At 43.2% G+C, this 21603-nt stretch carries 15 protein-coding genes; 11 read left to right on the top strand and 4 right to left on the bottom strand.

The annotated features are described in order from the left end of the window. The first annotated feature begins 324 nt into the window (after positions 1–324). The gene (asnS, locus tag BZA03_RS01970) at positions 325–1722 is read left to right on the top strand and encodes an asparagine--tRNA ligase (protein WP_110287830.1); all 1398 of its coding nucleotides are present in this window, start codon (positions 325–327) and stop codon (positions 1720–1722) included. A gap of 108 nt (positions 1723–1830) precedes the next feature. Here the strand turns inward: asnS and BZA03_RS01965 are convergent, their stop codons facing one another. Then, positions 1831–2730 (bottom strand): AraC family transcriptional regulator, encoded by a 900-nt coding sequence (locus BZA03_RS01965; RefSeq protein ID WP_110287829.1) that lies wholly within the window; start codon positions 2728–2730, stop codon positions 1831–1833. A gap of 201 nt (positions 2731–2931) precedes the next feature. On the opposite strand from BZA03_RS01965, the gene BZA03_RS01960 reads away from it, so the two are divergent. Then, on the top strand, positions 2932–3882 hold the full coding sequence (locus BZA03_RS01960) for an SDR family oxidoreductase (RefSeq protein ID WP_110287828.1): 951 nt from the start codon (positions 2932–2934) through the stop codon (positions 3880–3882). 89 nt (positions 3883–3971) lie between these two features. Then, complete coding sequence (locus BZA03_RS01955; protein ID WP_375342581.1) at positions 3972–4616, top strand: fibrobacter succinogenes major paralogous domain-containing protein; 645 nt, start codon at positions 3972–3974, stop codon at positions 4614–4616. Between the two features lie 59 nt (positions 4617–4675). On the opposite strand, the gene BZA03_RS01950 is transcribed toward BZA03_RS01955, so the two are convergent. Beyond that, positions 4676–5449: a hypothetical protein gene (locus BZA03_RS01950; protein WP_230598810.1), complete on the bottom strand. Its 774-nt coding sequence runs from the start codon at positions 5447–5449 to the stop codon at positions 4676–4678. 413 nt (positions 5450–5862) lie between these two features. On the opposite strand from BZA03_RS01950, the gene BZA03_RS01945 reads away from it, so the two are divergent. The 7 genes from BZA03_RS01945 (at position 5863) to BZA03_RS01915 (ending at position 15623) form a co-directional block, all read left to right on the top strand. After that, on the top strand, positions 5863–7005 hold the full coding sequence (locus tag BZA03_RS01945; protein WP_110288075.1) for a paraquat-inducible protein A: 1143 nt from the start codon (positions 5863–5865) through the stop codon (positions 7003–7005). After that, positions 7002–8654 carry an intermembrane transport protein PqiB gene (gene pqiB, locus BZA03_RS01940; RefSeq protein ID WP_110287827.1) on the top strand — a complete coding sequence of 551 codons (1653 nt, stop codon included), beginning with the start codon at positions 7002–7004 and terminating at the stop codon, positions 8652–8654. The genes BZA03_RS01945 and pqiB overlap by 4 nt, the downstream gene beginning before the upstream one ends. Before the next feature lie 177 nt (positions 8655–8831). Continuing rightward, positions 8832–9443: a membrane integrity-associated transporter subunit PqiC gene (locus tag BZA03_RS01935; protein ID WP_110287826.1), complete on the top strand. Its 612-nt coding sequence runs from the start codon at positions 8832–8834 to the stop codon at positions 9441–9443. A gap of 2 nt (positions 9444–9445) precedes the next feature. Then, the gene (locus tag BZA03_RS01930; protein WP_110287825.1) at positions 9446–10561 is read left to right on the top strand and encodes a GGDEF domain-containing protein; all 1116 of its coding nucleotides are present in this window, start codon (positions 9446–9448) and stop codon (positions 10559–10561) included. 139 nt (positions 10562–10700) lie between these two features. Then, on the top strand, positions 10701–11849 hold the full coding sequence (locus BZA03_RS01925; protein WP_110287824.1) for an efflux RND transporter periplasmic adaptor subunit: 1149 nt from the start codon (positions 10701–10703) through the stop codon (positions 11847–11849). Positions 11850–11858: 9 nt separating this feature from the next. Next, positions 11859–15038 carry an efflux RND transporter permease subunit gene (locus BZA03_RS01920; protein ID WP_110287823.1) on the top strand — a complete coding sequence of 1060 codons (3180 nt, stop codon included), beginning with the start codon at positions 11859–11861 and terminating at the stop codon, positions 15036–15038. Between the two features lie 93 nt (positions 15039–15131). Then, entirely contained in the window at positions 15132–15623 is a 492-nt protein-coding gene (locus BZA03_RS01915; protein WP_110287822.1) for a GNAT family N-acetyltransferase, read from the top strand. A gap of 94 nt (positions 15624–15717) precedes the next feature. Here BZA03_RS01915 and BZA03_RS01910 read toward each other — a convergent pair whose 3' ends face one another. Together BZA03_RS01910 and BZA03_RS01900 are read right to left on the bottom strand one after the other, a co-directional pair. Further along, positions 15718–17799 (bottom strand): TonB-dependent siderophore receptor, encoded by a 2082-nt coding sequence (locus tag BZA03_RS01910; protein ID WP_110287821.1) that lies wholly within the window; start codon positions 17797–17799, stop codon positions 15718–15720. A 691-nt stretch (positions 17800–18490) separates the two neighbouring features. Next, a complete protein-coding gene (locus tag BZA03_RS01900) occupies positions 18491–19942 on the bottom strand; it encodes an undecaprenyl-phosphate glucose phosphotransferase (RefSeq protein ID WP_110287820.1) in 1452 nt (483 codons plus the stop codon). A 456-nt stretch (positions 19943–20398) separates the two neighbouring features. On the opposite strand from BZA03_RS01900, the gene BZA03_RS01895 reads away from it, so the two are divergent. Further along, on the top strand, positions 20399–21595 hold the full coding sequence (locus BZA03_RS01895; RefSeq protein WP_110287819.1) for an outer membrane beta-barrel protein: 1197 nt from the start codon (positions 20399–20401) through the stop codon (positions 21593–21595). Positions 21596–21603 lie beyond the last annotated feature (8 nt).

Raw genomic sequence — 21603 nt, 5'->3', positions numbered from 1 at the left:
TGTCACTCTGTTCTCTGGCATCCCGCTTTATGTTGGGTATACTAGCGTGCTATTGGATTGTATTTCATTGGTTATTTTTACATCACCAAGTCATGTTTCGATCTGTATTTTGCTTATATTTGGCACCAAGCGAATTGCGAAATGCCTTTTTGAAAAGCGAAAAGCTATTACAGATCCTAGTAAGTTATCGGCATGGCAATCCAAAAACATTGACCATAAAGCAAATTTTAGTGCATTTTTTCATTCACAGTTTAATGCACTGTGTTGTTGAAAATGACTCAATAGTAAGCAACAACATAAAATTAGTAAGACGGAGAAATTAACATGACGCATGCGCCCGTAGTTGACGTACTTAAAGGTAAGTACGCCGTTGGCGAATCGGTAACCGTAAAGGGTTGGGTAAGAACACGCCGCGACTCTAAAGCGGGGTTATCATTTATTGCACTACACGACGGTAGTTGCTTCGATCCTGTACAAGTTATTGCGCTAAATTCTCTGTCAAATTATGCCAATATCCAGCGCTTAACAGCAGGCTGCTCATTATCGGTTACCGGTACAGTGAAAGAGTCTCAGGGCCAAGGCCAAGCCGTTGAAATTGACGCGACTGACGTTGAAGTTTTAGGTTGGGTAGAAAACCCTGATACCTACCCAATGGCCGCTAAACGTCACAGCATTGAGTACCTTCGCGAATATGCGCACCTTCGCCCACGCACTAACGTTATCGGCGCGGTAACCCGTGTTCGCAACTGTTTGTCTCAGGCGATTCACCGCTTTTTCCATGAGAAAGGTTACTTCTGGATCTCTACGCCTATTCTAACGGCAAGCGATACAGAAGGTGCAGGTGAAATGTTCCGCGTATCAACCCTTGATATGATGAACCTTCCACGCGACGACAAAGGCAATGTTGACTATTCAGAAGATTTCTTCGGCAAGGAAACCTACCTAACGGTATCAGGTCAGCTTAACGTTGAAACATATTGCACAGCTATGTCTAAGGTGTACACCTTCGGCCCTACGTTCCGTGCAGAGAACTCAAACACGTCTCGTCACCTCGCCGAGTTTTGGATGATTGAGCCTGAAGTGGCGTTTGCTGAATTGAAAGACGTAGCACAACTAGCTGAAGACATGCTGAAGTATGTATGTAAGGCCGTGCTTGAAGAGCTGCCTGACGACATGGCGTTCTTTGCTCAGCGTATTAAGAAAGACGCCATTGAGCGTTTAGAAAAGTTAGTAAGCTCTGACTTTGTTCGCATGGACTACACTGACGCTATCGAAATACTGCAAAACTGCGGCAAAGAATTCGAATTCCCTGTTGAATGGGGTATCGATTTATCTTCTGAGCACGAGCGCTATCTTGCAGAAGAGCACGTTGGTGCGCCAATTATCATGCAGAACTACCCGAAAGATATTAAAGCGTTCTACATGCGCATTAATGACGACGGTAAGACAGTTGCAGCAATGGATGTACTTGCGCCAGGTATCGGTGAAATCATCGGTGGTTCACAACGTGAAGAGCGCCTAGACGTTTTCGATGCACGCCTTGACGAAATGGGCCTATCGAAAGAAGATTACGCGTGGTACCGCGACCTTCGCCGCTACGGCACCGTACCTCACTCAGGTTTCGGTCTTGGTTTCGAGCGTCTTGTAGCATACGTAACTGGCATGCAAAACGTACGTGACGTGATCCCATTCCCACGTACACCGGGCAACGCTAGCTTCTAAGCAGTTGCTTGACTAATAAATAAAAAGCTCGCCACAGTTTGCTGTCGCGAGCTTTTTTAATATCTCTATCGCTAATATTTTTTAAGTCATAGCCTCATGTTGACCAAACTATTGCAGCATAGTCGCGGCTTTTGCTTTATTTTCTTTTTCCCATTGTTTCGGCGATAAGCCATACATTCGCTTAAAATCTCGGCTAAATTGCGACGAACTTATATAGCCAACATCCATTGCTGCAATACTTACGTTTGTGCCTTCAGCTATACGTTTGGCTGCGTTATTCAACCGCATCGATTTAACAAACTGAATAGGCGACATAGTAGTGGCTTGTTTAAATTTACGATGAAATACGGCCTTACTCATACCTATCTTACTGGCCATATCGTCAATAGTGACGTTTTCATTTACATGGGAGGCCAGGTATTCAATCGCCCGCCCTATGGCATTGCCAACGCCAAAACTACCTCTTACTGTGCTACCCGCTTCTCCTTTTAATACCGAGTAATACAGCTCGCGCAAACGCGTACTGGCTAACATAGCAATATCGGTAGCATTATCAGTGATAAGAAGTAAGCGATATAGGGCATCGGTAAAATCAGCATCCCAGCGGGCTGAAGCAATGCCCGAAGGTGCAGACAAAGCTGACGATTGACTGAAATTACCGCCTACACTTTCAAACTCAATAGCTAAATCAGTCATCAATCTGCTATTTAAAGAAATATAAACCCCCAGCAGTGGGCTCTCGTCAGAAGCATCGGGAATGCCCGCCTCTACAGGCATAGACATGGTGCAGCAAGTATATTTGCTGGTATCAAAGGTATGCTTATCCCCATTCAAAATGGCTTCTTTACCACCGTGAACAATGGCAGTTAGTGACGGTTCGTATATTACAGGAGCACATTCGATAGGCTGTGTTATTTTAAAAAGTTGAACACCGTCGATCCCGGTATCGTATAAGCCGCTGTTTTCCACTTTTTCTTCAATTAACTGCTTTATTAGTGCTTTGCTCATAGCGTTTTAAACCACTACTTCATCTTTTGTTTACGTCGTGTTCTTTGATTTTTTGCGTTATGCAATCTAGCAGTAAACTTCACCCTAAACAACAAGGTGATACGATTAGGCAAGTTTTTAAGAGTTTTTCGCCTACTTTACCCAACCGTTAGTCATTATATTACAAGTATACAAAATTTAGTGGCAAAAGGTGTGAAGCAGATGACAAAGAGTAATCTATTTGGAAAAGGCGGTTGGACGCCATCTCGTATTGAAAACGCAAACGGTAAGACGTTTTTAATAACAGGCGCAAATACGGGCGCTGGGTTTGAGGCTACACGTATTCTGCTTTCCAAAGGTGCGAAAGTCGTTATGTTGAATCGAAGCCCGAGCAAATCCCATGACGCTATTGCTACGTTGAAGCAAGAGTTTGGTAAAGATGCCAATGTCAGCTATATACGCCTTGAGCTAAGCAGCCTCAATGCTGTGAGGCAGTCAGCAAAAGAAATATTAGCTCAAGTTCCTACTATCGACGCGCTAATTTGTAATGCTGCTATTGCACAAATATCAACGCAAGAATTAACCGAGGATGGTTTTGAAAGCCAATTAGGCGTTAACCATTACGGTCACTTTTTACTGTGTGGTTTGTTATTCGATCGTATCAATGAGTCGAAAGGACGCATTGTAGTCGTTGCTAGTGAAGGGCACAAAATGGGCCTAAGAACCATGCAGTTTAATGACATGAACTGGGACAAAAATTACAACCCCAATAAGGTATACAGCCAGAGTAAACTGGCGCAAATGATGTTTGCGTACGAACTACAAGACAAAGTAAAAGCACATAACAAACACGTGCAGGTGTTTGTGTGTCACCCCGGAGCGTCGAACACCACCCTTATACGAGAAAGTGCTAACTGGGTAACCCGTATTTCTTGGTCCTTTATGGTGAAAATAGGGCTGGCGCAGTCTGCCGAGAAAGGCGCCTACCCTGAAGTGATGTGTGCCACCGAAGATAACCTTAAGCAACGTGCTTATTATGGACCGACAGGGTTAATGAATTTTGGCGGCCCCGTTGGAGAGTGTAAATTGGAGGAGTTTGCTGTAGACAAAAAAGTGCTAACAAAACTTTGGGCCTTATCAGAAGAAGCGACAGACTTTACCTGGTCGTTTTAATAGCTAAATTGAATGTTGATGAAATGAGAAAAGCCGTTTTTATTTTAGGATTTTTTATGATGACCTCTTCGCCCTCAGCCCCAGCTTCTATGAACACTTCAAATCTAGAGTTCGATGGCAGCCAGAATACTTTTCAAGACGTAGAAGGTAATCGCTATAAAACCGTAAAAATAGGGAAACTTGAGTGGTTTGCAGAAAACCTACGCGCAACTCAGTTTCAAGATGGAAGCCCTGTTGATTCTGGGTTTATTCCAAAAGACGACGAGAAGAACCTACTTAAATACGGACGGCTTTATCATTGGCAAGACGTAAATGACGAGCGAAAGCTGTGTCCTTATGGATGGCGCATTGCGACCGACGCTGATTGGCAAGAAATGGAACGCGCTATTGGTGTAGCACAAAGCGAACTGGCGAAAGAAGGCTGGCGCGGAAGCGACGACATTGCTATTACCCTAAAAGCGGAACAGCCTAATACCCTATTTAAAAAATTCGAGCAGGCTAAAGTTAATCAATTTCAATTTGGCGCAACGGCAGCGGGCGTAAAGATAGACAACTGGTACATAACGCAGGGAATGTACACTGAGTTTTGGACAAGTACGAGCGCCACTGATAAAGAAGCGTACGCCCGGACCCTCGCCTATTCCTGGTGGAACTCACACAAAGGCGAAATTAGAAGGGCTAAGCTAAACAAAGACTATATGTTTAGCGTTAGGTGCGTTAGGGATACAAAATGACCGGCATGCAAAACGTACGTGATGTGATCCCCTTCCCACGTACACCGGGAAACGCTAGTTTACGGACTCACTGAAATTCCAATTGCAGCAGAGCGACAAGGTTCAACCGTGTAAATAAATCCCTCTTCCACTTCATCTGTCTTTTCAATCTGCAAAATTTCGTAATCGTTAAGCTCTATAACGCGGGTTCCCTCAGGATGAGCACAGCGTGAGAGTGAGTCAGCTTCAAACTCATAAATGAAATAGGCTAAGGCGCGTCGTTGTGACTTTTTGTAATCAACACTCTTTTGTTTTGCGTTAGTCAGTAGCGTGGTTAAATCCTTTTCTAACTCAGAAATATCTTCCGCTTGTTCCTTAGTAAGTTGCGCTTCACCATTTTCAAGCTCATTTTCCGTTACGTTTTCTATGCTTATTAAAGGGTTAGCACTTTCACTACTAAATTCAGAGAGTAGCCCAACTTGCCCAGCCAAAACTCCGAGCTGCAGCGCCACGCCCAGTGTCCATGCTAGTCTTGCCAATGTGGTAGAGGTAGCAAACCGATAGTGTTTTGGATGCCAAAACCGCGCAACGCCAAACGGCTTCAATAGCAGTAAGAAAAACAGATAGAAAATAATAAGAAGCATACCACCCACGAGCCCTAACATGGTGGTAACAAAGAACCAGCTTGGCACCATAAGAATAAGCGCAAAGTTGTGACTGTAAGGCAAGGCGTTTGCTGATACGCCAGTTATGCTATTCACTAACCCACTTGCAGAGGCGAGTGCAAAGTTTGCGATGATTGCGTATACAAACAGAATCACAGCTTTACCTGGTAAGCTGTTCCAAAGTGTCATGAACCTGGGCCATGTCTCGCTAACAATGCCCGTAAGTGCAAAACCAAACATTATTGCTTCAAACAGTCTACTTTCTATGTTCAGAAATATTTGCAACAAAAGCATGCTGGTTGCTAAAAAATAACATCGCTGAGCAAAGGTAATACTCATCCAAAAACGCAAAAAACCAACACGCCTTTTCAGGAATAAACGACTTACCTGCTTCTTAATTTTTCCATATACACTACGAATTTCGTTTGCTATTTCCATCACTTAATCGTCAATTATTGTTGTTATACTGCTAAATACGACTGGCTATACTTCCCGACATGCCTGCAATAAGCTATGCTGTTGATTCTAAAAATCAACGGGTTATACCTCTAGGCTTCTATCTATCATACAACGAGCATACAAAAAGTGGCGTGCAAAAGCATATGGCTGAATCAAATACGTTATCTATAGTTTGTGAGCAATGCCATACTCAGGTACACATTCCCGCCCTAGCACACAGGCAACGGGCCGTGTGCCCAGTATGTAACCACACACTAATATCTCATCGCGATGGCGCAAGCGAAAAGTTGCTCGCTTATACTTTCAGTGCTCTGATATTTTTATTACTTTCGTTACCTTTTAACTTTCTGACATTTAAAGCAAGCGGTCAAAAGCACAGTATTGACTTGCCCACCGGCATTACCGTACTCATTGAAAACGATTATTTATCACTAGCAATAATAACCAGCTTAGCGACGTTATTGCTGCCCGGAATGGTACTCGGCGGCCTGCTATTGTTATCGTTAGCTCAAATACAAAACCGACGCCCCTTTTACTTGCCGCGGCTTTACAAACTTGTGAAAGCCCTCTTACCGTGGAGCATGGCAGAAATTTTTCTTGTTGGTACCTTGGTTAGCCTTATCAAAATTACCGAATTGGCCGACGTTTCCATAGGCCTATCATTTTACGCATTCGTTGGCTTTTCAGCGTTCACGGCTCTTTGTATATCCCAATTTGATCCCACACGCTACGCCATGTGGATGTCTCAAGGCCAACCACCACAACCTAAACCACTGTGTGAAGCACAAGCGCAAGAGAGTATTCAGCGCACGTGGGCGTTGTTGATCACCGCTTGTATCTTATATATTCCTGCTAATGTACTGCCAATTATGTATACTGAATTTTTTGGCCAAGAGACGCCCAATACCATTATTGGTGGTGTCATATCGTTGTGGGAATCGGGCTCGTATCCAGTGGCGATTATTATTTTAGTTGCCAGCGTGGTAGTGCCAGTGGCAAAAATTATTATTCTTGCTTGGCTCAACTTTTCCGTACAGCGAGAGAAAACCACTTCAAAACAATTACGTATACGTTACTACCGCATCACTGAGGCGATAGGCCGCTGGTCGATGATAGACGTTTTTGTTGTAGCAGTGCTGGTATCCCTTATTCAGATGGGGAACACCATGTCTATTTATCCGGGCCAAGCGGCACTCGCCTTTTGTGCCGTTGTATTTGTAACGATGATAGCCGCGATGACGTTTGATTCGAGGCTAATTTGGCAGCAGTGGAAGCAATTACCATGACCACAAACGATCCGAACATTAATGAAGCTAAGGTCAAACCGACCTCGTCCATTTCTCGCATTTGGATTATCCCAATTCTTGTTATCGTTATTGGTGGCTGGATGGTGTACTACCAATGGAAGAATCAGGGCCCTCTTATTACGATAGAGCTGCATTCGGCAACAGGTATTGAGGTGAACAAAACACCGATAAAAGTACGTGACCTAGATATTGGACAGGTCAAAAAGATAACGCTAAAACCTGACTTAAACGGCGTACTTGTCACGGCCAGAATTGATGCTAGCGCAGCCCATCTACTCAATGAAAATGCAAAATTTTGGGTTGTCGCCCCCCGTATAAGTTTTTCTGAAGTTTCAGGGCTCAACACCCTCTTGTCTGGCAGCTATATTGCTATGTCGGCACATGACAAAGGCAAAGAGCAACTCCATTTTACGGCACTTGAGCGCCCACCGGTTACGCCTCCTGGCACTCCAGGGCTGCATGTTATGTTAAAAAGTGACGACGAATTTGCCTACAAACCTGGCGATCCTATTATTTATAAAGGGTTTAAAGTTGGCGAGTTTGAAGACGCTACCTTTAATATTGAAGAACGTGTGGTGTATTACGACGCATTTATTGAAGCGCCTTACCATAAACTCATAACCAACACGACACGTTTCTGGGATGTCAGCGGCGTTAAATTGTTGCTTGAATCGAACGGTGTAAGCGTTGAAACAGGCAGCTTGGAAACCCTATTAGCAAACGGCATTACCTTTGGGATCCCTGACGGCGTGCCAAAAGGTGAACAAGTGCTAGATAACGCCTTTTTCACAATTTATGGGGATAGCACATCCGCCTCAGATGCACGTTATAAAGTCGCCGCTGAATACTTGCTACTTATCGATGAAAGTGTTCGAGGTCTAACCGTTGGCGCCCCGGTTGAATACCGTGGTATTGAAATTGGCAACGTGACTGCTATCAACTCCTTCTCTGCTTTGGATGGCAACATTTTGGAGCGAGACTATCCCATCCCCGTGCTTATTAATATTTACCCCGGTAAAGCAAGGCAGCCAGATACTAAAGAAGGCCTTAGTGCAATAAAGCAAACCATTCGAAACTGGCTAGAAAGAGATCTTCGCGCATCGCTACGCATGGGTAATGTATTAACAGGTGGCTTGTATGTAGATTTACAGCACGTACCCGACGCTGACAGTAACAGCGGCATTGAAGTGATTAACGGCTACGAAGTAATTCCTACTGTTAGTAACGAGTTCACGCAATTGACGCAAAAGGCCGACGCAATTTTAGACAAAATCAATCAGCTTCCACTTAAGGAAATGGTGGAAAATGTGCAGTTAGCCGTTGAAGACATGCGTTTAGCTGCTGAGTCTGTGGAAACGGCAAGCAGCGACTTTGATGTACTTATCGCTGATATTGATGCGAAAGCATTAAATAGTAATCTTAATCAGGTTCTTGTTAGCCTTGATGGCCTGCTAAAAAATTACAGCGAGGGTGGTTTTAACCAGTCTGAGATAAAAGAGACCGTTGATGCGCTGCAAGAAACCATGCGCAACATTCAGCCTTTATTGTTAAAGCTAAACCAGTCTCCGAATAGTTTAATATTTTCAAAGGATGATGAAGCGGACATTCAACCTAAAGCGAAGAATTAGCGCAGTAGAGCCAAATAAATACGCGGTTAATTTTCGAGCAACAATGGTGTAAAAAATGAATGCTCTTTATCCTTGATAATTAGCCGATATTAAGAAAGTAATACGCTACAGTGAATGCCGATTGACAGTATTGCCATAGCGAAACATCCAAGAACAAGGATGGAAGGAATAAATAGAATGATACAGCAGTTTAAGGTTTTCCCATTTCAACCTACAGGTAAAGCACTGTTTATCGGTGTATTTGCGCTTTTCGCCTGCGTATTATCGGCGTGTAGTAGCGCGCCTCGTTCGCTGACATACTACTTACTTCACACCACGGGTGACAGTGCATATACCGTAAGCAAAGCATCAACGGCTGTTGTAATAGATAAGATAACCCTACCGGAATATCTCAAACACCGTGGGCTTGTGTACCAAACCAGTGACACCAACTTGCATATCTCAACCAGTCACTTATGGGCCGAACCTGTAGACGAAGGGCTTACTAAGGCCCTAACCAGCGCGTTAGCATCAAAGCAAGTGTCATTGCTTCGCCCAGATCACTACGCAAGTGAAGAAGCCATTCATATGGCGTTGCACCTCAATGATTTTGTCAGCACCTATGAAGGAGAAGTTATTCTATCTGGACAATATGTGATTACTCACGTGAAAGGCCAAACGCAAAGCTACCCATTTTTATTCAAAACGCCCCTGGAAGATGATGGATTTTCTCCAAGTATCAAAGCAATGAGAAATACTATCCAACAACTCGCAGAAGATATTAGAAAAACTGTGACAAAATCTGCTTAATCATGTTCGGCTCTCTCAAGCAATACGTATTTAGTGGCGTAAGCCGTCACTACAAAGATGAAACCAACAGACGCATTATGGTGGTGAACCTTTTTGCGGCAGTGGGTATGTCTATCACGTTCTTGCTTGGCTCCAGGGCTTTTATTGACGGTGAATATTCCCTTTCAACTACGCTCTATACTGCCAGTGTAGTATTTGCTATTTCACAGCGCTTACAAGTTCGGTTTGCGTCAGCCAAAGCTCGTACATGGTCTATAACACTTCTCATTATCTGTTTAATGGTACTGACTCTCCTGCTGCTGATTACCGGTGGTAAAGACAATACCGGTCCCCTTTGGATTTACTTGGTGCCGCCAGTCACTATGTTTTTTGCAGGCTTTGTCAGAGGCCTCATCGCACTTATTGCCTATACGCTAGTTAGCGCCATCGTGCTGTTCGGCTTCAATGACGCTTCATTTGTAGCAAACTACACCTACGCGTTTAAAACTCGTTTACTGTATTCTTTTTTAACCGTTTCATTTCTGTCGGCGTTTTATGAGTACAGTAGACAAAAGAGTTACGACACCGCACTCTATTTAAGTGAGCAGTTTGAGCGCCAGGCCAAGCATGACCACTTAACTCAGTTGTTAAACCGGCGAGGCGCGCAGCAGTGTCTAGAGCGCGAGTACGCAAGAATGCTGAGAAGCAAACGTAAATTTTCGGTCGCCATTGCAGATATTGACCGCTTTAAAAGTATTAATGACACCTTAGGCCATGAACAAGGTGACGAGGTCCTTCGTCAGATTTCAAAAGTGTTTAGTTCTCGTCTGCGAGGACAAGATATTCTCGCACGGTGGGGTGGCGAAGAATTCATGTTCATCTTTACCGACACTGATGAAGCGGGTGCTGTAAATGCTTTGGAAAATATTCGAGATATTTTGAACAACGCACCGCTTAATATTAACGGTAGCGAGATCCATGTAACGAGTAGTTTCGGGGTGAGCGAAGTGAATCCCGACATAGATATTTCCTGCGCCGTTCGTCGAGCAGACCAAGCACTTTACTATGCCAAAGATAATGGTCGAGATTGCGTGTGTGAATTTTCGTCGTTGAGCTCCCCCTCTTTTTCAGAAAACTAAACCAATTTCCCTGTTTAAATCAGCACGGATAACTGACTTTACAAAAAATTGACTCATGTTTAGTTACATTTGCGCTGTATTCCTGAAACACTTTAGCGCTACACTATGTAAAGTATTCGCTATAAAAGTAGATTTAGTCATGAAATGGATGAAAGTTGCACTGCCTATTGGTGTTTTATTAGTAGGCTACTTAGGTATGAAAGGAATCGAAGCCTCTGCCTCTGATAATACTATTACAGAAGAAGTTGATACCCGCCCAACGGTGACTATTGAAGCTTTATCGCCAGAAGACGTGCGCGTTCAACTTACCTCGTATGGCGAAATAACGCCCCTTGAAACCACAAACCTTGCAGCTCAGGTATCGGGAGAAGTTGAGCGCTGGAACCCTAAGTTTGTGAGCGGCGGTCTGGTTCGACGTGGCGAAACCTTATTTGAAATAGAAGCTGACGCATATGAAGCGGCATTGTTGCTGGCTGAAGCTAACCTCGCTAGCGCGCAAGCACAGCTTATCCAAGAACAAGCCCAAGCTGATGTCGCTGCCAAAGAAGCGAAAACGATGCCTAACGCACGGGTTACTGACCTTTACCTTCGCAAACCTCAAGTGATGAGTGCGCAAGCTGGCGTAAAATCAGCAGAGGCGCAGCTTAAAATCGCCAAGCGTGACTTAGACAACTGTAAGGTAAAAGCACCTTACGATGCACTTATAGTATCGAGAGATATCAGCACTGGTGACTATGTAACTCAAGGCACGCCAGTCGCTGTCATTAACAACATCGAATACGCTGAAGTAACCTTCCCTGTAGCAGGCTTTGACCGTGTTTTTCTAGCAGACAACACCATTGGTAGTGAAATCGCCATCGAAGTAGATGATGTGCAGGGCGCTACTGTAAAAGGTACCATTCACCGTGATACGGGTGTGGTAGATAACACCACGCGTATGAGCTATTTCGTTGCCCGTATTGAAGATCCTTACGCCATAAATTCGTCGAAGCCTATCGTGAAGTTTGGTTCATATAGCACAATCGCATTTGAAGGAAAAACCCTTAGCGACGTATACCGCGTACCTCAAGAGTTAGTAACCAATCGATTGTTATGGACGTTGGATGACGAAGACAGATTAAAATCCCAAAAGGTTAAAGTTGTTCGCGAAGAAAATGGCGACTTCCTTATTCAAGGCGATTTCAATGCCAAAAAAGTCGTGATAAGTTTGCCTGAATATCCTCAAAACGGTATGCCTGTTAAGGTCATTGAGACAACGACCGAAATTGTGACAGCAAAAGCGAACTAAGGAGCTGTCATGGAAAACCACAACGATACGCAAACCGGCATTATTTCTTGGTTCGCCAGAAACTCCGTGGCCGCCAACCTACTGATGATTTTTATCATCATCATGGGGATAGCTAGCTATTTCACTATTCAGCGTCAGATGTTTCCAAACATCGAAATAAACTACATTACCGTTGAAGCCAACTACCCTGGTGCTTCACCTCAAGAGATTGAAGAGAGTATTTTCATTAAAGTTGAGGAAGCGGTAAAAGACATTACTGAGATTAAGCGTACGGTTTCACGTGCATTTCGCGGTGGCGGTGCAGTTACACTGGAAATTGATACCAAAGCTGAATTAACAGATGTACTTGATAAGGTGAAGCTTCGCGTTGACAGTATTGCCACCTTCCCTGCAGGCATGGAGCCGGTTAATGTTTCCCAAGTAGAGTTCCAGCAGCAAGTTATCGAAATGCCTATTGTCGGTGACTTGCCTTTATCAGAACTCAAAGTACTGGCAAAAGAGGTGGAAGATGAGCTTCTACAACTTGGCTCTATCTCTTTGGTTGAAGCCAATACGCCGGACGATGAAATTGCCATTGAAATTAAACCTGATACGCTTAGGAAGTACGGTTTAACTATTGCCGATGTCACACAGGCAATTAATAGTTACTCTGCCAACATTTCCGCAGGTCAGCTTAGAACTAACTCAGGTATCGTATCGGTACGTGTTGAAAACCAGTACTACAGCGGCGATGAGTTTAAGCAAATCCCTATTAAAATTGGCACAGGCGGCGCTAAGGTAACCTTGGGCGATGTCGCTTATATCAACGATGGATTTGTTGAAGGTGAACGCTACTTTAAATACAACGGCATGAACGCTATCTACATTGCCGTTAAAGCCACTAAAACCCAAAACACCATTCCTGTAGCCGAAACCGTAAAAGCCTATATTGATCAGAAAAACGAAAGCCTTCCTCAAGGAGTAAGTCTAGAAATTCTGGTTGATATGACCTATTACCTTAACGCTCGTTTAGACATGATGTTGTCGAACCTGGTTCAAGGCTCAATTCTAGTGGCGCTAATGTTAACCCTGTTCTTGCGCTTTAGGCTTGCCGTGTGGGTTATGGTTGGTTTACCGGTATGTTTCCTTGGTGCCATGATGCTAATGCCTTTGTTTGGTGTAAGCATAAACATCCTTTCGCTGTTCGCATTTATCATGGTACTGGGTATTGTGGTTGATGATGCGATCGTTATTGGCGAGAGTGCTTACACCGAAATTGAAAGCAAAGGTGGCGGTGTTGACAATGTAATCCGCGGTGCCAAGCGCGTAGCTACGCCCGCCACATTCGGTGTTTTAACCACTATCGCCGTGTTTGCCCCGTTTACGCTAAGCAGCGGGCCTGAAGGCGCGTTCTTCTATAATATCGCTGTTGTCGTAATCTTGTGTTTAGCATTCAGTCTAGTTGAATCTAAGCTCATTCTGCCGGCCCACTTAGCCCACACTAAATTTTCCCCAGTTAAACAAAATAGCTGGCGGTCGCGTTTTAACAAGCGATTCTTTGCTTTTGTTAACGGCCCTTACAAGCGTTCTCTAGCGAAAGCGATTGAATGGCGCTGGGCTGTACTCATGATGTTCGTCGCAATGCTAATGCTAAGTATGGGGCTTATTGGTGCTAATTACGTAAGAATGGTCCCCAATCCGAAAGTACCTCATGACTTCCCAAGCGTTAAAATAGAGATGAATGAAAACGTCTCAGATTTAGCAACCATTAACGCGTTAAAAATTGTTGAGCAAACAATCTTAGACGTTGAAGAACAAATCATCGATGAGTTTGGTCAAGGCATGATAAGAGACCGCCTGGCGTTTAACGATGACAGAACTGAAGGCCGTATTTTAACGCCGTTAGTTAATGAAGAAGACCGCCCTATCGACACGTTTGAGCTTGCTCGTCGCTGGCGCGAAGCCATTCCTGAAATTACCGGCATGAAATCATTTACCGTAGTTGATGACGTAAACGGTGATGGTGATGACGGCGAATTTGGTTATTTACTCTTTGGCCCTGATATCGACACTCTAAACGCAGCAGGTCTTAAGTTTATTGAAATGCTGCAGCAGCAAGAGGGCTTGTTTGACGTTAGCTCAACTATCGACCCTCCAAGCAAAGAAGTACAAATGACATTGCTTCCAGTTGCGTACGACTTGGGTCTTACTCTATCTAATATCGCTTCTCAAGTAGGTGCAGGCTTCTACGGCGGCGAGGCACAACGTGTTATTCGAAACGGTGAAGAAGTGAAAGTAATGGTGCGCTACCCAGAACTTACCCGCGAACGCTTCGCCGACTTGAAGTACTCTTTGATCACCACGCCTAATGGTCAGGAAGTTATGCTGGGTGACGTTGTGGCCTTAGAGGAGAAACCAGGTATAAGCTACATTCGCCGTGAAGGTGGATACCGTAGCGTTTACATTTGGGGCAATATCGATGAAGAAAAGATTGAGCCAAACGAAGTGGTCACTGAAATTAGAGAGAAACTACTTCCTCAACTGAAAGAGTCGTTCCCGTCGGTTATGACTGAACTTGGTGGTGACATTGAGGAGCAGCAAGCGCAACAGAATGAGCAGATACTGTTTTTCTTAGCTGCTATGATCATGGTGTATATCCTTCTTGCTGTACCACTTAAAAGTTATGGGCAACCACTTATTATCATGTCGGTTATCCCGTTTAGCTTTACAGGCGCAGTCTTCGGCCACTTTGTGCTGGGCTTAGACTTATCTATGATGTCTAACTTTGGCCTAATCGCTGCGGCAGGGGTTGTTATCAATGACTCACTAGTTATGACTGACTTTGTGAACCAGCGCCGTGCACAAGGCTACAGCATTAAAGAAGCAGTGACCGAAGCTGGTACTGCGCGCTTCCGAGCGATTACGTTAACCTCAATCACTACGTTTGTTGGCGTACTGCCCATTATGTTTGAAACAAGCCTACAGGCAGCGTTTGTTGTGCCAATGGCTGCGGCACTCGGTTTTGCTGTACTTTACGCTACGCTTGTAACGCTTATATTGGTGCCGTGCTTGTACTTAATACTGCTTGATTTACGTGGTCCGTTTACGTTTATTAAGCGCAAGATTGTACGCCAAAAGCCTACTAAGGGTGACGACGGCAATAGTACTTCGCACACACATGTACCTCAGCCAAGTGCATCGATGGACTAGCTTTTATCGCTGAGAAAAGCTACAAACACCTAGCTGTTTTAAAATGAGCCTTTATTGGCTCATTTTTTTTGATTATTTATGATGGGAGTCACCATGAGCAACACCATTTCAATAAGACCAGCCACGCCTGAGGATATTTCACAAATTCGCCAGTTCATTCTGGAACTTGCTATTTATGAAAAAGCAGAGCATGAAGTAGAAGCAGATGAAGAAGCGCTTTTAAAAACATTATTCGGAGAAGGCGCAACCGCGCATTGTGTAATGTGTGAAAGCGATGACGCACCTATTGGTTTCGCTGTGTATTTCTTTAATTACTCAACGTGGCAAGGACGCAATGGTCTCTACCTTGAAGATTTGTATGTTTCACCAAAATCACGTGGCCAGGGTGCAGGGAAAGCGTTATTGCAACACTTAGCTAAAACAGCGGTAGAAAACGACTGCGGGCGTTTTGAATGGAGCGTTTTAGACTGGAACAAGCCAGCTATCGATTTTTACGAGTCACTTGGCGCTAAACCAAAGAGTGAATGGTTAGGCTATCGTATGGATGGACAGACACTTATCGACTTTGCAAAGCAAGGCGAATAGAGCACAAAGCCTCTAAATACAAAGAGCAGAGATAAAAAAAGCCATTCGCTTTCGCGAACGGCTTTTAAACAATATTTTAAAAATGACGGTTAATTTAGAAAGAACCAATCAGTGATAGACGCGCATTAATTGGCGCACCTACTGTTACCTGATGCGTAGAGTGCGCATTCGGGAAGTAAAGCGTATCAGTCAAGTTTTCAACGTTTAACTGAAGGCGCATTTTGTCGCTAAGCGTGTAGTAAGCAGACGCATCAACACGCGTATAGCTAGGTAGCACAGGCGATGAAGCACTTGTCGATACCTTACTTTCGTCCTGATATGTAGCACCAATGCCGAAGCCAAATACTTCATTCACTTCGTAGGTTGTCCACACAGACATCGTATTTTCAGGCAGCTCACGAAGCTCTACGCCACTTGCGTTTTCGCCATCAAGGTTGCTGTAGTTTGCAGTAATATACCACTTGTCTGTGATATAACCTTGCAGCTGTAGCTCAAAACCAGATACATCTGAATCAACTTCAACAAAGCTTTCAGGGTCATTCGGGTCGTTATCCAAAGACGTCTGCTCGTTCTCAAAGATAGCTGCTGTAAAGCTCATGCTGTCGTTGAAGTCCCACTTAACACCAATTTCTTGGTTCGTGAACGTGTCTGGATCTAGCGCGTTTGCGTCGCCATTAATATTCGCATATTGCTCGCCGCTGCGTGGCAAGAATGACTCACTGTAGCTAGCGTATATAGAGATATTTTTCTGTGGCTTATACACTAGGCCTGCACGCGGTGACACTTCTTCGTCTTTTCTGCTGCGTGTCTCTAAAACTTCAGGGTCCGCGTTGAATACTTCAATATCGAAGCTGTCAAAACGTGCACCTAGTACAAGGTCGAAGTTGTCTGATAGTGCAATTTCATCTTGAACATAGAAAGAGTATACATCCAAGTCTACATGCGTATCGTCGTTCAAGTCAGAGAAGTCTGCTGTAACTGTTACGCCTTCAGCATTTGTACCAGTTAAACCACGGAAGCTTAACGGACGTGAAATATTAAACGTTTCTCTATCACCGTCAGTGGTATCAAACACAGGGTTGTAACGATCTTGGTTTGACTTGGTATTAATAACCTCACCACCGAAGATAACCGTGTGCCCAATGCTTCCCGTTTCAAATTCGCCAACTAGGTTAGAAGACAAGATCATGTTTTCACGCTGCGTAGTATCAACGTATCCGTCTAGCGTTACTTCCTCAGTCTCAGCGTTATAACCTGCCGCATAAAAGTTCGAGTAAACTTTGTCATAGTCACCGTAAAAAGCGTTGAAGTTACCTTTCAGGTTATCTGAGAAAGTGTGCTCAACGTTTGCACGGAACACGTCAGCGCCCAATGTTTGGTAGTTGTTATCTGGATCGCCAAACACGATTTCTTCAAACGCTTCTACTGGTTCACCGTTGGCAGTTGGCACACCGCGATCAATAAAGCGCTCGTGGTCGATATATTCATATGACACATCAACAATTGTGTCATCGCTTAGCTCAAAGCGTGCCGTTGGGTTGAAGCCGTAACGGTCTCCGTAGAAGAAGTCGCGATGGTTGTCTAGGCTTTCGTACATGGCGTTAATGCGCAGGGCCGACTTATCGCCCGTGTCAACATTGGTGTCTAACTGTAAGTTATATGCACCAAACGTATTAGCAGATACGTTGTAGTTTACAAACTTATCGCTCGTTTTCGCTTTCTTAGATACACGATTTAAGATACCGCCCGTACCACCGCGACCGAATAGCAACGCATTTGGACCACGAAGAATCTCTACCTGCTCAACATTGTAAAGTGCACGGTAGTATTGAACGTCATCACGGTTACCATTTAAGTAGAAATCTGCAGTAGAGCGCACACCACGGAATACTACCGAGTCGCGGTGACCTTCACCTTGCGATGTATTAACACCTGGTGCGTAGTCAATAATTTGTCCAATGCTAGTAATACCGCGAGCCGTTATTTCTTCAGCCGTAATAATCGACAAGCTCTGTGGAACGTCGATAATTGGTGTAGGGCTTTTAATTGAGTTGGACTGGTTAACCGAAAGGTACTTCCCTTTCACCGTTAGTCTCTCAATATCTTCCATATCAGCAGCAAAAGTTGCTGGGCTTAGAATTATCGCAGCAGCAATACTCGTAAGTTTGAATTTCAAAATTGCTCTCCAAGTGTTCTGTAAGTGTTGTGTGTTTACTTTTAAAAATCTGTAAAACCCTATTATCACGACCCGGCTTTCTGCCGAATTTTGCAATTGCAAATAATAATAGTTGTTATTTTTGGTCGGGATATTATAAAAATTTAGAACAAATGACGAGAGTAAAAGCGACAAAATTTAAAAACTCTTTATAAATTTTCTTAATTTATTAGATGAATAAGACTCAAATCGCGCCAAAATAGACTAAAGAATAAGCAGATGAATATATTTCGTACGATTGTAGAGGCGCATATTGCAGGTGTCGGAGGACGAGCGACAGGGAGAACAAACAGCTAAGTGAAAAGGTATTTACTGGCTACATCATCTGAAGTGTAGTCCGTTTGGCTCAAGAGGGATCTGTGAAGTTAGCGCGAAGACGGATAAGCGGAAAAAATGTTTGAGAAGTAAAAGTTCAATGGCCCTTCAATACTGAAAGAGCCTTGAACAAACTCATCGATATAGCCTGCCAACTACACAACAGCATAGCGGCTTAAAATCAAAGCCACTGTGTATTTTGCTAAGCTCTTCTTATCGTTATCGCTGAGGGAATCATCGACTATGAATATATAGGCTAAATTCAGAAAAGCCTGTTAAGACATTTAAGTAGACTCTAAAGGTAGCTTCAGTGACGCACTTAGAACAACCACGTTAATTAGTAAGCATTTTTATTCAAAAATCCATTTAAAACAGTCATTACAATGATCTTAAAATCCAACCAAACAGACCATCTGTGAATGTATTCAAGGTCGTATTCAACACGCTGGGCCATCTTACTAACAGTCTCAGTTTCCCCTCTCAAACCATTGACTTGAGCCCAGCCTGTGATCCCAGGCTTTACTTTATGGCGTAACATATAGCCTTTTATGAGCTTTCTATACTCTTCATTGTGAGCAACAGCATGAGGTCTAGGGCCAACGATAGACATTCTACCTTGTAGTACATTGATAAACTGTGGTAATTCATCTAAAGAAGTACGCCGCAAAATCCTACCAACCTTGGTTATTCTTGGGTCGTTTTTTGTAGCTTGCTTGACTATCGCACCATTGTCTTGTGTTGTCATTGACCGGAACTTGTATATTGTGATTTGTTTACCATCTAGCCCGTACCGCTTTTGCTTAAATATTATAGGGCCTTTAGATGTTAGCTTCACAATGCATGCAATAATGCACATAGGAGCTAGAAGTAGCGATAAAATTAGAAAGCCTAAAACCAAATCTTCTATTCGCTTTAAAACATTGCTTGCGCCTTGAAATGGCGTGTCATATACACTTAACGCTTGAACAGAGCCAATACTCTGCCAACGGGCATTTAATAGGTTATACATGAAGAAATTAGGAATTATATAAACGCTTGCGGTTGTATCACTGCACTTCTCTAAAATATGCCTTATTCGCTTTTCTGCGTTCATAGGCAAAGCTATGTATATATAGTCCACTTCATTTCGCTTCGCTAATTCTATGGCGCTCTCAATTTTTCCATTGATTTGACTTTGAAACTCTTGTGCTAACCTCGATTCAGCGCGGTCGTCGAACAATCCGCTGAATCGAATGCCAAGCTGATCATTTTCAATAATTTGTTGGACGACATTGTATCCCAGTGTGGTTGCTCCGATAACGATAGCATTCCTTGAATTCATTCCGACCTTACGAAGTCTGAACAAAAGTTTTCTCATAACATATCGCCAAGAGAGTAAACTTAGAAAAGAACTAGCAAGCCATAGTAAAATTGCAGGTGAAGGAGTATCTATATACCCAGTAAAGAAAAAGCCAACGGTTAACGTGACCACCGCACTTATTGCCCACGTTATTGCAGCAGCTCTCAACATTTCGATTGTACGTTCACCTCGCCAAGAGCGATAAAGCTCTATTGCTTCAGCTGAGAGTTGAAAGAAAATTACGTATACCAAAGGAAGTAAAACGCTTAAGTTTCCAAACGGTACGTTATAAAAAGATGACGATAGATAATAGAGAATGGAGATAATGGAGAGGTCGACCATTCTATAAAGCGTTGAAAAGCCGCTTTGGTTTCGGACTAAAAGTCCCCCTTTCACCATTTTGTTAGAATCACTTGATGAATGCTTTTCAGAAGATTTGTTATTTTCCATATACTTCTCGGATTTTATACACCGTTAACCACGCAGTATAAAAAATTCGAATGTCCTTTGAATGTCAATCCTAGGCCAAACTCAAAATTTTTCAAATCTTGCGGTATTTTTTAACAAGAAGAAAGTAAAAGGTAAAAATTACTGGAAGTAACCTACTTTCATTAGTCAATTGTATACAATAGTAACTTCTTTAAACAGTTCAAAAGAGGCATATAACGACATGTATCGCAGTTACCGATAATTTCTTTTGACTTGTGAGTTGTCATAATGACATCATATTTACCTACTATTCTGGCATACTAATGGCATACATAGAACGCATGCCTCTTTTGCACTGTAGTGCTATTACAGTGATGAAGTTTATATCACTGAATTTACGACTTGTTTTTCGGTTTAAGCTAAAGAGTAACTTTTATCCGAACACTACAGCATTATTAACTCAGTAAGGAAAACTGAATGCGTAAAACGTATCTAGCTCTTATGCTACCTACAATGTTGGCAGCGACCAACGCTGTAGCCCAAGAAGCCGCAAGTGTTGAGTTGGGGTCATTTGACTTAGTTCCCTCTCTCCAATATAAATTTGGACACGATGATAACGTAACACGTTCTAGCTCAAATGAGATTAACAGTTGGTTCCACACAATTTCACCAGAAGCTATTTTACTGAACAATTATGGTGCAAATCAGGTACAGATTGGGTATAGATTAGAAAGTAAGGATTATTTTTCGAGTCAGATAGACAACTACACCGACCATTTTTTGAATGCCAGAATTGACCATGAATTCAATTCAAGAAATCGTTTACAGGCCGAAGCTAATTGGGAAGATGGTCACGACGACCGAGGAACACGTTTTTCTATCGGTAACGGGAGTGCACTTGACGAACCTGACCAATATAAAAGTTCTGGGCTTGAGGCCATATATTCGTATGGGGCACTAACTTCCCAATTCGGCCTAGACTTTATTTTTGATTATCAAACACTAGATTATGATATCGAAAGCGATGTATATCGTGCTAGGGATAGAGATACAACCACGTTTGGAGGAACGCTTAGATACGAAGTTGCCCCGTTAACGGAAGTAACTTTAGATTATACTCACAAAAATGTGGATTATGACTTTGCTTTAAACCCAGAAAACCCGCTAGATAGTACTGAAGATTTATTGTTACTAGGTGTGAATTGGGAGTCTACTGCTCAAACTTCAGGCTACGCTAAATTGGGTTATCGTGCTAAAGACTTTGATGCTCCGGGTAGAGATACTTTTAACGGTGTCGATTGGCAAGTCGGTGTTGTGTGGCAACCTGTTTCGTATACTAAGCTAGATTTAACAACGTTCAGTAATACCAACGAAACCAACGGTGAAGGCAACTTCATTAAAAGTAGAACCTATCGTGCTACTTGGTCTCATGATTGGTTAGAAAGGCTTACCACCCGCTTAACGACCTCTTTTGATCAAGACCGCTATGAGGGTGAAGAAGGCGTAACTACAAGAAGTGACGATACAATTAGAATTGGCGCAGGCCTTTCCTATCAATTTCGTCGTTGGATGCAGTTAAATCTTGACTACGTGAAAGACACGCGTAGCAGTAACCGTGATATCATTGACTACGATAGAGATTTAGTAAGCTTTACCGTCAAAGTAACTCTTTAATTCGGACA

Origin of the sequence: Alteromonas sp. I10, from assembly GCF_003201515.1 — a bacterium.
Classification (GTDB): domain Bacteria; phylum Pseudomonadota; class Gammaproteobacteria; order Enterobacterales; family Alteromonadaceae; genus Alteromonas; species Alteromonas macleodii.
This window is presented reverse-complemented; position numbering and strand designations above follow the sequence as displayed.

What these genes read in the sequence shown, in the direction of transcription:
- BZA03_RS01930 (WP_110287825.1), top strand. Translation starts at nt 9,446, where the DNA reads ATGTTCGGCTCTCTCAAGCAATACGTATTTAGTGGCGTAAGCCGTCAC.
- BZA03_RS01895 (WP_110287819.1), top strand. Translation starts at nt 20,399, where the DNA reads ATGCGTAAAACGTATCTAGCTCTTATGCTACCTACAATGTTGGCAGCG.
- BZA03_RS01925 (WP_110287824.1), top strand. Translation starts at nt 10,701, where the DNA reads ATGAAATGGATGAAAGTTGCACTGCCTATTGGTGTTTTATTAGTAGGC.
- BZA03_RS01900 (WP_110287820.1), bottom strand. Translation starts at nt 19,942, where the DNA reads ATGGAAAATAACAAATCTTCTGAAAAGCATTCATCAAGTGATTCTAAC.
- BZA03_RS01935 (WP_110287826.1), top strand. Translation starts at nt 8,832, where the DNA reads ATGATACAGCAGTTTAAGGTTTTCCCATTTCAACCTACAGGTAAAGCA.
- BZA03_RS01955 (WP_375342581.1), top strand. Translation starts at nt 3,972, where the DNA reads ATGAACACTTCAAATCTAGAGTTCGATGGCAGCCAGAATACTTTTCAA.
- BZA03_RS01945 (WP_110288075.1), top strand. Translation starts at nt 5,863, where the DNA reads ATGGCTGAATCAAATACGTTATCTATAGTTTGTGAGCAATGCCATACT.
- BZA03_RS01950 (WP_230598810.1), bottom strand. Translation starts at nt 5,449, where the DNA reads ATGACACTTTGGAACAGCTTACCAGGTAAAGCTGTGATTCTGTTTGTA.
- BZA03_RS01920 (WP_110287823.1), top strand. Translation starts at nt 11,859, where the DNA reads ATGGAAAACCACAACGATACGCAAACCGGCATTATTTCTTGGTTCGCC.
- asnS (WP_110287830.1), top strand. Translation starts at nt 325, where the DNA reads ATGACGCATGCGCCCGTAGTTGACGTACTTAAAGGTAAGTACGCCGTT.
- pqiB (WP_110287827.1), top strand. Translation starts at nt 7,002, where the DNA reads ATGACCACAAACGATCCGAACATTAATGAAGCTAAGGTCAAACCGACC.
- BZA03_RS01915 (WP_110287822.1), top strand. Translation starts at nt 15,132, where the DNA reads ATGAGCAACACCATTTCAATAAGACCAGCCACGCCTGAGGATATTTCA.
- BZA03_RS01965 (WP_110287829.1), bottom strand. Translation starts at nt 2,730, where the DNA reads ATGAGCAAAGCACTAATAAAGCAGTTAATTGAAGAAAAAGTGGAAAAC.
- BZA03_RS01960 (WP_110287828.1), top strand. Translation starts at nt 2,932, where the DNA reads ATGACAAAGAGTAATCTATTTGGAAAAGGCGGTTGGACGCCATCTCGT.